The sequence below is a fragment of the Gordonia sp. 852002-10350_SCH5691597 genome, from assembly GCF_001665715.1.
GTDB lineage: Bacteria > Actinomycetota > Actinomycetes > Mycobacteriales > Mycobacteriaceae > Gordonia > Gordonia sputi.
In genome coordinates this window covers 1-9,991 of record NZ_LZMO01000049.1, presented here as the reverse complement: position 1 = coordinate 9,991, position 9,991 = coordinate 1, and the positions used below count along the sequence as shown (strand labels likewise).

General features: G+C 66.3%; 9 protein-coding genes and 1 pseudogene. 4 read left to right on the top strand and 6 right to left on the bottom strand.

Going from position 1 to position 9,991, the window contains the following annotated elements; genetic code table 11:
• Together A5777_RS24960 and A5777_RS03655 are read left to right on the top strand one after the other, a co-directional pair.
• A pseudogene (locus A5777_RS24960) lies at window positions 1–401 on the top strand (HAD family hydrolase); the annotation flags it as partial.
• Window positions 398–1,636, top strand: a complete 1,239-nt coding sequence (locus tag A5777_RS03655) for a TerD family protein (RefSeq protein ID WP_156529275.1) — start codon at window positions 398–400, stop codon at window positions 1,634–1,636. The pseudogene A5777_RS24960 and the gene A5777_RS03655, both read left to right, overlap by 4 nt.
• A gap of 33 nt (window positions 1,637–1,669) precedes the next feature.
• Here A5777_RS03655 and A5777_RS03650 read toward each other — a convergent pair whose 3' ends face one another.
• On the bottom strand, window positions 1,670–2,173 hold the full coding sequence (locus A5777_RS03650) for an LURP-one-related/scramblase family protein (protein WP_039854418.1): 504 nt from the start codon (window positions 2,171–2,173) through the stop codon (window positions 1,670–1,672).
• A 202-nt stretch (window positions 2,174–2,375) separates the two neighbouring features.
• Here A5777_RS03650 and A5777_RS03645 point away from each other — a divergent pair, with 202 nt between their 5' ends.
• Together A5777_RS03645 and A5777_RS03640 are read left to right on the top strand one after the other, a co-directional pair.
• On the top strand, window positions 2,376–2,750 hold the full coding sequence (locus tag A5777_RS03645; RefSeq protein ID WP_064861662.1) for a YidH family protein: 375 nt from the start codon (window positions 2,376–2,378) through the stop codon (window positions 2,748–2,750).
• A complete protein-coding gene (locus tag A5777_RS03640; protein WP_064861661.1) occupies window positions 2,747–3,085 on the top strand; it encodes a DUF202 domain-containing protein in 339 nt (112 codons plus the stop codon). The genes A5777_RS03645 and A5777_RS03640 overlap by 4 nt, the downstream gene beginning before the upstream one ends.
• A 151-nt stretch (window positions 3,086–3,236) precedes the next feature.
• On the opposite strand, the gene A5777_RS03635 is transcribed toward A5777_RS03640, so the two are convergent.
• The 5 genes from A5777_RS03635 to A5777_RS03615 form a co-directional block, all read right to left on the bottom strand.
• On the bottom strand, window positions 3,237–3,986 hold the full coding sequence (locus A5777_RS03635; protein ID WP_005202454.1) for a DUF429 domain-containing protein: 750 nt from the start codon (window positions 3,984–3,986) through the stop codon (window positions 3,237–3,239).
• 2 nt (window positions 3,987–3,988) lie between these two features.
• Window positions 3,989–5,290 carry a TrpB-like pyridoxal phosphate-dependent enzyme gene (locus A5777_RS03630; RefSeq protein WP_005202456.1) on the bottom strand — a complete coding sequence of 434 codons (1,302 nt, stop codon included), beginning with the start codon at window positions 5,288–5,290 and terminating at the stop codon, window positions 3,989–3,991.
• A 707-nt stretch (window positions 5,291–5,997) separates the two neighbouring features.
• Window positions 5,998–8,418, bottom strand: coding sequence for a phosphoketolase family protein (locus A5777_RS03625; protein ID WP_005202458.1), 2,421 nt, complete (start codon window positions 8,416–8,418; stop codon window positions 5,998–6,000).
• A gap of 149 nt (window positions 8,419–8,567) precedes the next feature.
• Window positions 8,568–9,242: a response regulator gene (locus A5777_RS03620; protein ID WP_005202459.1), complete on the bottom strand. Its 675-nt coding sequence runs from the start codon at window positions 9,240–9,242 to the stop codon at window positions 8,568–8,570.
• Window positions 9,239–9,991, bottom strand: a 753-nt coding sequence (locus A5777_RS03615; protein ID WP_197502281.1) for a sensor histidine kinase, incomplete at its 5' end; no start/stop codon positions are given. The genes A5777_RS03620 and A5777_RS03615, both read right to left, overlap by 4 nt.

Here is a 9,991-nt window from a genome sequence, read left to right as displayed (position 1 = left end):
TGGTCGTCGACACCGAGCGCCAGCCCGAGGACTTTCTGCCCGAGTGGGAGCAGTGGTGCGCCCAGCGCGGGTGGGTCGCCTCGCAGCAGGGTCGCAAGATCTACGCCGTGCCCGAGGCGGTCACCAAATCCGCGGCGGTCGCGGAGGTGTACCGGCGGTGCGTCGACGACGGTTCGGTGTCTGCCGACGACCCGATCTTTGCGGCGGGCGACGGCAGGCTCGACGTCGACCTGCTGCAGTTCGCCGATGCCGGCATTCGGCCCGCGCACGGCGAGTTGGCCGAGTTGGATTGGCAGCATCCGACGGTGACCGTCACGTCGCAGTCCGGTGCGCTGGCAGGTGAAGAGATACTCGAATGGTTGCTGGACGCAGTGACCCGACAAGCAAGGACGGCGATATGACGACAGTGTTGTCGAAAGGCCAGAACGCACCGCTGCCCGCGGGCGAGGTGACCATTTCTGTGGATGTTGCTGCGCCGGTTGATCTCTCGGCCCTGCTCGTCACGTCCGACATGCGCGTACGCTCCGACGCCGACTTCGTCTTCTACAACCAGCCCACCGGAGCAGGCGTCACGTTGGCGCCCACCACCGGTCGGCAGACGCTACGGATCACACCCGCGGCAGTACCCGCGGAGATCCATGCGGTGCGCGCGGTGATCACACTCGACGACGCGTCGTCGTCGTTCGGTCGGACGCCACCGCCGGTCGCGCATCTCTTCGACACCGCGGGCACCGAGCTGTTCTCGTTCACCATCCCCGACCTGAGCAGCGAGACTGTCGTCGTGGCCGTCGAGGTCTATCGCCGGGACACGGGGTGGAAGGTGCGCTCGATCGGCCAGGGCTACGCGGGCGGTTTTGCCGATCTCGTTCGGGACCACGGGGTTTCGGTCGACGACGCGCCTGCCGCTGCCGCTCCTGCTGCACCACCCGCTCCGCCTGCCGCGCCTGCGCCGCCAAGTCAGTTCACGCCGCCGCCGACACAGTTCACGCCGCCTCCCGCCCCACCGCAGGCGCAGCCCGCCCCACCGCAGCAGCCCGCCGAGATCAGCCTGTCCAAGAACAAGCGGGTCAACCTCGTGAAGGGCCAGAAGGTGACGTTGCGCAAGGACGGCGGCGTCGCGCTCACCCTGGTGCGCATGGGACTCGGATGGGACCCGGTCAAGAAGCGCGGTTTCTTCGGCGGCGGGTCACAGGACATCGACCTCGACGCATCGGTGATGATGTATTCGCGCGGTTCGCTCGCGGAGGCCATCTACTTCGGCCATCTTCGGAGCACCGACAACTCGATCGTCCACTCCGGCGACAACTTGACCGGTGAAGGCGACGGCGACGACGAGGTGATCCGCGTCAACCTTCAGGCTGTGCCGTCACATATCGACAATCTCGCGTTCATCGTGACGTCGTACCGCGGGCAGACCTTCGAGGCGATCGACAACGCCTTCTGCCGTCTCGTCGACGACACGACCGGCGCCGAGTTGGCACGCTTCACGCTGCGGGGCGGCATGCCGTTCACCGGTGTGCTCATGGCCGTGATGTCGCGAAGCGGCGGGGACTGGAAGATGCGCGCCGTCGGCGACGGCTTCCAGGCCAAGACCCCGCGGGAGGCGGAAAGGTACCTCGGCCGGTACCTGGAGTAGGTCTGCACTGGGTGGGCGTGCACGGCCGGCGCGCTACGACGACCAGCTTGCGGCCGACGATGAGCTGGAAGCGTCGGCTCGAACGCGGTCGATGGCGACGACGAGCGAGATGATCATGGCTTCGAGCGCGTCGTCGAAGATGTCGACCTCGTAGGTGTCGCCCCAGCTGAGCAACTTCCTGCGAATACTGGCGACCCGTTCGCCATTGCGCGACACGTCGAAGGTCATGTCCCACCAGTCACCGGAGACGTCGAGCGCAGCACCCTCGATGAAGTACTTCGGCTTGAAGAAGCTGAACTCCTTGCGGATCGTCGCGACCTCGACGCCCTGCATCTCGACCGTGAACCGTGGCAAAAAACTGAACACGGTCTTCGTGATCTCCGCGATCGGAGCGCCTGATCTGTCAGTCACGGTGAAGTGCTTGGGGACCCGCATGAAGCTGCCCTGCACGTAGTAGCGCGGTTGCTCGGACTCGCCGAACACGGTGAACTGCTCGCCGACCGAGAAGACCTTCTGCTTGATATACAACCTCGACACGATGCACACCTTCCTCCGCGGTTCCGGCTACACCTCTACCCGCGGTTCCGACCACCCTAGCCAAACCCCGTCCCTACCCGGTCGACGCGAGGCGACGCCCCGTCGACGCGAGGTCACTGCCGACTGTGCGCTCGAGAATGTCGACCGGGCGCTTCTGAGCGTCGAGCGTGCATAGGCCGCGGCGATCGGCCACAGTGGGAAGGTGCCTGAGAACGCCACGAACGAGTCACCTGTCTCGCCGGCGCGCGAGCCCGATTACCGTTTCACACTCGCAAATGAGCGCACCTTCCTCGCGTGGCAGCGCACAGCGCTCGGACTCCTCGCCGCTGCGATAGCGGCGTTGCAGTTCCTGCCCGATCCGACGCACCCCGCGTTTCGGTACGGACTCGGATTGGCTCTCGGGCTTCTCGCAGTCGTCGTATCCGCCGGCGGCCTGATCCGGTGGAAGCAGAACGACGACGCGATCCGACGCGAACAGCCGCTGCCGAGAAGTTCACTGATTGCGGTGCTGGGTGTCGCTCTGACGGTGATCGCGGCGGCCGCGGTGATCACGGCGTTGATCGTCGCGCGGCCATGAGTGACCGGTCCGACCCCGCGACGCGCGCCGGATTGCAACCGCAACGTACGGATCTCGCATGGAGCAGAACGTCATTCGCGATTCTCGTCAATGGGCTTCTGGTCGCCGGTCGCGAGGTGCTGCGACCGAGTTCCTCGCCGACGCCTCTGATCTATGCGCTGTGTGCCGTCGCGGCAGTCGCCTCCGTCGTGGTCGCGATCATCGGACGGCGGCGTCGTCGAGTGCTCGGCGACAACTCCGCCCCATTGCACCGCTCGGACACGGCGGCCGTCATGACGACAGCTGCCGCGGTGTTGACGACGATCGTCGTGCTCCTCACCGCGGCGCTCGTGTAGGAACGGCGCGGTCGGCGGAGCGCTTGGTCGACGGAGTAGTCGGCCACGAACTTCCGGTTGCTGGAGTTCCGGTTGCCCAGACGCTCGGATTCCGCGCCTGTGGGCAACCGGAACCGCGGCGCCTACCGGGGTGCGCCGACGCTCCCGCGGGTCATCGCAGGTCGTCGATCCTGCCCGTCGGAACGTGAATCCAGCCCTCGCGGTGGGCGATCGGCATGTCTGCTTCGAGCGGAAGTGCGGTGCCGCCGAGGCTCGCCGCACGTGCGATGAGTGCGGTGACGACGGCGTCGAATGCGTTGTCGTTGCTGGCCATGAGGGCAGCGTGGCGTCCGACGTCCAGCCAGGGTGCCGCCGCTCGCAGGTCGTCGACGAGACCCGCGAGTACATCACGATGCGTCGAACGTTTGTATCCGCGCGATGTCAGTCCCCAATGCTTCAGTGCGCCAGCGGGATACGCTTCGACGGCCCAGCCGTCGACCCGGTTCGACACTCCGAGGTCGGCGAGCAGACCCGCACAGCGAAACGCTACGTGCGCGATCTGATCTGCCGACACGCTGAGCGGTCGGCCCAGTCCGTGCTCGACCAGGTAGCGATCAGTGCGTCGATATGCGAGCGGGCGACGTGCAGCGATGTCGTCGAGCTGCGACTCCTTCGCTGTGTCGCCACGATGGTGAGCGCTGACGAACTCGACAAAGGCGTCGGGCCACCCGAATGGCGAGTCGATGCCGCAGCGATCAGCGCCGTCGACGAGCGCACGGATCGTCGAATCATCTGCGGGAGTGACCAATTCGCGGAGTACAGCCGAGAACCCACCACGGTCGACGTCGTGTTCACGCCATTCGACGACGGCGACGGCGGTCGACGCGGGCGAGGCGGAGAGGTCGACGCCCGCGGTGATCACGCTCAGATCTTTCCGTCGAGGAACTCCGCGTAGGCGGGAAGGTCGAGTTGACCGTGACCCGACAGACCGATCACGACGACCTGCTCAGCAGGATTGTCGGCGACGTGTCGAGCGCACGCCGCGATCGCATGCGTCGACTCGGGCGCGGGCACGATGCCTTGCGTGCGCGCGAACTGCACGCCCGCGGCGAACGCGTCGTGCTGATCGATCGCCACACCCTGGACCAGGCCCTGCTCGACGGTGTGGCTCAGTGCGGGCGCCATGCCGTGGTAGCGCAGACCGCCGGCGTGGATGGGATCGGGCACGAAATCCATTCCGAGAGTGTGCATCTTGAGAAGCGGGGTGAGGCCCGCGACGTCGCCGTGGTCGTAGCGGTATTCGCCCTGCGTGATCGACGGGCACGCCGAGGGCTCCGCGGCGACCACCCTCGGGTTCGACCGGCCGTGGATCTTTTCGCGCAGGAACGGGAACGCCAACCCGGCCAGATTGGAACCGCCACCCGCACAACCGAATACGACGTCTGCACCATTGGGTTCGACGGCGACGAGCTGTTCGACGGCCTCCTGACCGATCACACTCTGGTGCAGCACAACGTGATTGAGCACGCTGCCGAGCGCGTACCTGGCGTCGGGGTCGTTGGCGGCGACCTCGACGGCCTCACTGACGGCCATCCCGAGACTGCCAGTGGTGTCGGGGGTCTTCGCGAGAATTGCACGGCCCGACTCGGTCAACGTCGACGGGCTCGAGTGAATCGTGCCGCCGTATGTGCGGATCAGATAGCCGCGGTATGGCTTCGATTCATAGGACGCGCGCACCTGCCAGACCTCGACGTCGATGCCGAACTGTGCACCCGCGAACGCGAGCGCACTACCCCACTGACCCGCGCCGGTCTCGGTGGTGAGCTTCCGGACACCGTCGACGCTGTTGTAATACGCCTGCGCGACAGCGGAATTGGTCTTGTGTGAGCCGACGGGGCTGACGCCCTCGTACTTCACGTAGATCCGCGCGCCCGTGTTGAGCGACTCCTCGAAGCGTCGCGCACGGATGAGCGGCGACGGCCGCCACATCTTGTAGATCTCGCGCACCGGTTCGGGGATCTCGATGTACGGCTCGGTCGAGACCTCCTGCGCGATCAGTCCGCTCGGGAAGAGCGCGACGAGATCGTCTGGTCCGACGGGCTCCTTGGTGCCCGGATGCAGGTGCGGCGGGATCGGCTCGGAGAGCTCCGCCGCGAGGTTGTACCAGTGCGTCGGCACGTCCACGGTGATGAGGTCCGGGTTGCTTGCGTCCACGTGCATCGTCATGCGGACACTCTAGTCCGCGGGCGGGCAGCGCCGCGGGCCGATTCGGCGCTCGGCGTCGGGCGGGGGTTAGGCGGCTCGACGTCGAGCGCCCCCGCAGAAAGTAGGGGAAGGAACCTTTCCCCGCGTTGCTGATCCCTCCCCCAGAAGCTGCGCGCGGAAACCGAAGAAGCCCGCGGAAAGAACGCTTCCCCTAGTTCCTGCGTCCTGGAGCCCGGCGTCGGGCAGGGGTTAGGCGGCTCGACGTCGAACGCCCCCGCAGAAAGTAGGGGAAGGAACCTTTCCCCGCGTTGCTGACCCCTCCCCCAGAAGCTGCGCGGGGAAACCGAAGAAGCCCGGGGAAAGAACGCTTCCCCTAGTTCCTGCACCCGGTGCCGCGTCCCGACGTCGAACCGCACGACCGCTCGGGGCGTGCGCCCCGACAGAAAGTAGGGGAAAGAACCCTTCCTCGAGTTACTGACCTCTCCCCCAGAAGCTGTGCGGAGAAACCGAAGGAACCCACGGAAAGAACGCCTCCCCTAGTTCCTGCACCCCGGTGCCGCGTCCCGACGTCGGGCCAGGGGCAGCGCGACGTCGAACACACGACTACTCGACCTCCAGCGCCCCAAGAAAGTAGGGGAAAGAACCCTTCCCCTACTTTCCGCGCGGCCGCCGGCCGACGAGGCCCGCCCGCCGGCCGAGCCCGCCGAGTCCACCCGACCCCGGCGCGCCTAGTCCCGCGAGCCGCTCGGGGATGACCACTTCCAGTCGCGCACCTCGGGGAGGTCCTCGAAGTGTTCGCGGACGTAGTCGTGGTGGCGGGCGAGCTGGTTGTTGCAGTACGCCACCAGCTCCTCGGCCTTCTCGGGGGCGCGGCGTGCGCGACGCAGCGCCTCGATCACCAGGTGGTAGCGGCTCATCTTGTTCAGCACCACCATGTCGAACGGGGTTGTGGTCGTGCCCTGTTCGGAGAAGCCGCGCACGTGGAAGCGTCCCGGATGGGTACGCCCGTGCACCAACTGGTGGATCGCGCGCGGGTAGCCGTGGAATCCGAACACCACGTCGACGTCGCGGGTGAACAGCTCGTTGAACTTTTCGTCCGACAGTCCGTGCGGGTGATCGTTCTGCGGCAGCAGCACCATCAGGTCCATCACGTTCACGACGCGCACACGCAGGTACGGCACCCACTCGCGCAGCAACTGCGCGGCGGCGAGGATCTCCTGCGTAGGGACGTCGCCCGCGCTGGCGAGCACGATGTCGGGTAGCTCGCCCTCGACGTTCTCGGTGCCCGCCCAATCCCAGATCGACGCTCCGGCGGCGGCCTGCTTGTTGGCCTCCTCCAGCGACAGGTACTGCAGGTGCGGCTGCTTGTCGACGACGATCAGGTTCACGTGATCGCGGCTGCGGAAGCAGTGATCCGAGATCGACAGCAGCGAGTTCGAGTCCGGCGGCAGCCACACGCGAACCACCTCGGGTGAGAGTGGCAGCACGAGGTCGATCAGCCCGGGACCCTGGTGCGAGAACCCGTTGTGGTCGTTTCGCCAGCACGTCGACGTCAGCAGGATGTTCAGCGACGCGACGGGTTCGCGCCACGGCAGCGTCGCCGCGTGCTGCAACCACTTGGTGTGCTGCACCACCATCGACGCGCTCACCATCGCGAACGCCTCATAGGTCGCGAACACACCGTGCCGACCGGTCAACGTGTAGCCCTCGAGCCAGCCCTGGCACAGGTGCTCGCTGAGCACCTCCATCACACGACCCGACGGCGAGAGGTTGTCGTCGTATTCGGTGACCGGAAGCTGCCACGCGCGGTCGGTGACCTCGAAGACCGCTCCGAGCCGGTTACTCGACGTCTCGTCCGGGCAGAAGAGCCGGAACGTGCCGCCGCCGTCGGCGTCGGAGTTCTGCGTGTAGATGTCGCGCATGAACTCACCGAGAACGCGGGTCGTTTCGAATGAGACGTCGCCCGGTTCGGGGATGTCGAGCGCGTACTGCTCGATCGGCGGCAGCCGCAGCGGCGAGAGCAACCGACCACCATTGGCATACGGCGTCGCACCCATCCGGAGATCGCCCGCAGGCGCAAGCGAGGCAATCGATTCGACGATGGCGCCGTTGTCGTCGAAGATCTCCTCCGGCTTGTACGACTTCAGCCACTCCTCGAGGATCGCGAGGTGTTCGGGGTTTTCCCGGACGCCCGAGAGCGGCACCTGATGCGCCCAGTGCGTGCCCTCGATCTTCTTGCCGTCGACCTCTTTCGGTCCGGTCCAACCCTTGGGTGTGCGCAATACGATTGCGGGCCAATGGGTGTCGGGCAACGTCGAATCGGCGCCGTCTGCGCGCGCCTCGGATTGGATCTCACCGACCCGACGACGGGCCTCCACGATCGCGGCGCGCAGGTCGGAGAACACCTGGGCGGGATCGTCGCCCTCGACGAATGTCGGAACCCAGCCCTGCCCGTGCAGATAGTCGGTCACCTCGGCGTCGGTACTGCGGCCGAGGACCGTCGGACCGGCGATCTTCGCCCCGTTGAGGTGAAGGATCGGCAGCACGGCGCCGTCGCGCGCGGCGTTGAGGAAGGCCGGAATCTTCCACGAACCCGAGAGTGGCCCGGTCTCGGCCTCACCGTCGCCGATGACACAGGCGACGGTCAGGTCGGGGTTGTCGTAGGCCGCGCCCGCCGCGTGTACCAGTGCATATCCGAGCTCGCCGCCCTCGTGGATACTTCCCGGGGTCTGCACGCTCACGTGACTGGGGATGCCGCCGGGCGTCGAGAACTGACGGCAGAGACGTTTGACGCCGTCGGCGTCGAGGGAGATCTTCGGGTAGACCTCGGTGTAGGTGCCTTCGAGGTACGTATTCGCGACAAGCGCGGGACCACCGTGTCCGGGACCGGTGATGTAGAGCCACGAACTGTCGGACTCCTTGATGATCCGGTTCAGCACCGTATAGATCGCCGAGAGTCCCGGGCTGGTCCCCCAGTGGCCGAGCAGACGAGGCTTGATGTGGTCGCGCGAAAGTGGTTCGCGCAGCAAGACATTGTCTTGCAGATAGATCTGGGCGACGGTGAGGTAATTCGCCGCCGCCCACCATCGCAGGTCGGCGTCGAGATCCGCCTGCTGATACGCGCGCTGTTGGGTGGAGACCTCGGTCATGCGGGTTCCCTTCGAACTCGTCGACTCTTGATGGTGCTCTTGTCCATTCCCCCTTCCATCAGTTCTACGCGGACACCAAGCCGCGTGCGCGGCTCTTCACCGTAAATTCGCCCAAGGTGTTACCCGGAAGGGGTGTTTGCCCGGAGATCTCACCCCGGCAGCCGATACACCTGCCGTGGGCGACCCGTACTGCCGTAGTGCAGCGACATGAGCAGCCTGCCACTGTCGACGAGCGCCGCGAGGTGGCGCCGCGCGGTCGCGGGCGAGACCCCGATTCGTGCCGAGACCTCGTCGGCGAACATCGACTCGCCCTCGGTGAACTGGTCGAGGATCGTGCGCTCGGTGTGCGAGCCGCTGTCGCCGGCGTGAGGGACGGGTCGAGTACCCGTGCGCATGGCCGACAGCGCGGCGTCGACGGCCGCCTGGTCGATGTGCTCAGCGGCGAGTGCACGCCGATAGTGGGCGTAGCCGGCAAGACGTCGTGCGAGTTCGGTGTCGTCGAACGGTTTGATGAGGTACGTCAGGGCACCGGCACGCAGCGCGCGACGCACAGCGGCTGCATCGGTCTCTGCACCGGCGATGAAACAGTCGCACTCCAACTCGGCAAGGAGGTCGATGCCGGAACCGTCGGGCAGATGAACGTCGAGCAAGACCAGGTCGGTGTCGGGGTGCGAAGCGAGGGCTTCGCGCGCCTGCGCGACCGACCCCGCCGTCGCGGTGACGCGGAAACCTCGTAGCGCGGTGACGATTGCCGCGTGGAGTCCGGCGACGCGAAAGTCGTCGTCGACGATCAGCACCCCGAGTTCACGCGTCGGCGTACTCATCGGACAACCGCTGTCGAATCGAACACGCCGGGTGGTCGTGCAACGATAACCGCACCACCCCAACGGTTTTCAACGTCGCTCCGACGCTCTCCACCAGGATCGACGACGACGATGTCGCCGCCGAGTCGCCTGGCGAGTTGCCGCGACAACGCCAGACCCATTCCCCGTCCTCCCGGCACCGACGGGGCGTCCTTTGTCGTGACACCGTCGGAGAAGATCGTTGCGGGATCGTCGAATCCGATTCCCGGCCCCGAATCGGTGACGGTGATCAGCAATTCGTCGCCCTCCGTAATCGCGTCCACGTCGACGTGTGGCCGTGAATCGTTGTCGCCATCGGACTCTCCGATGCGTTGCGCTGCTGCATCGATCGCGTTGTCGACGAGATTTCCGACGACGGTCGTGACCGTGATCGGATCGAGAAGCGTCCCGCGCACCCACGTCTGATCGCCGAGACCGAGTACGACGCCGCGTTCTCTGGCATGCGAGGCCTTGGCGTCGAGGAATGCGGCCAGATGCGGCTCGTCGATGTTCTCGATTCCTTCCAGACCGAAATGACCTGCGCTGCCCGTCAATTCGGATAGGTATGCGCGCGCCTCGTCGACGTGGCCGCGACGCAGGAGGCCGGCGAGCACGTGCAGTCGATTCGCCGTCTCGTGGCGCTGTGCGCGCAATGCCGTACTCATCGCGCCCATCGAATCGATCTCGCGGGTGAGCTCTTCGACGTCGGTGCGATCGATGATCGACGCGAC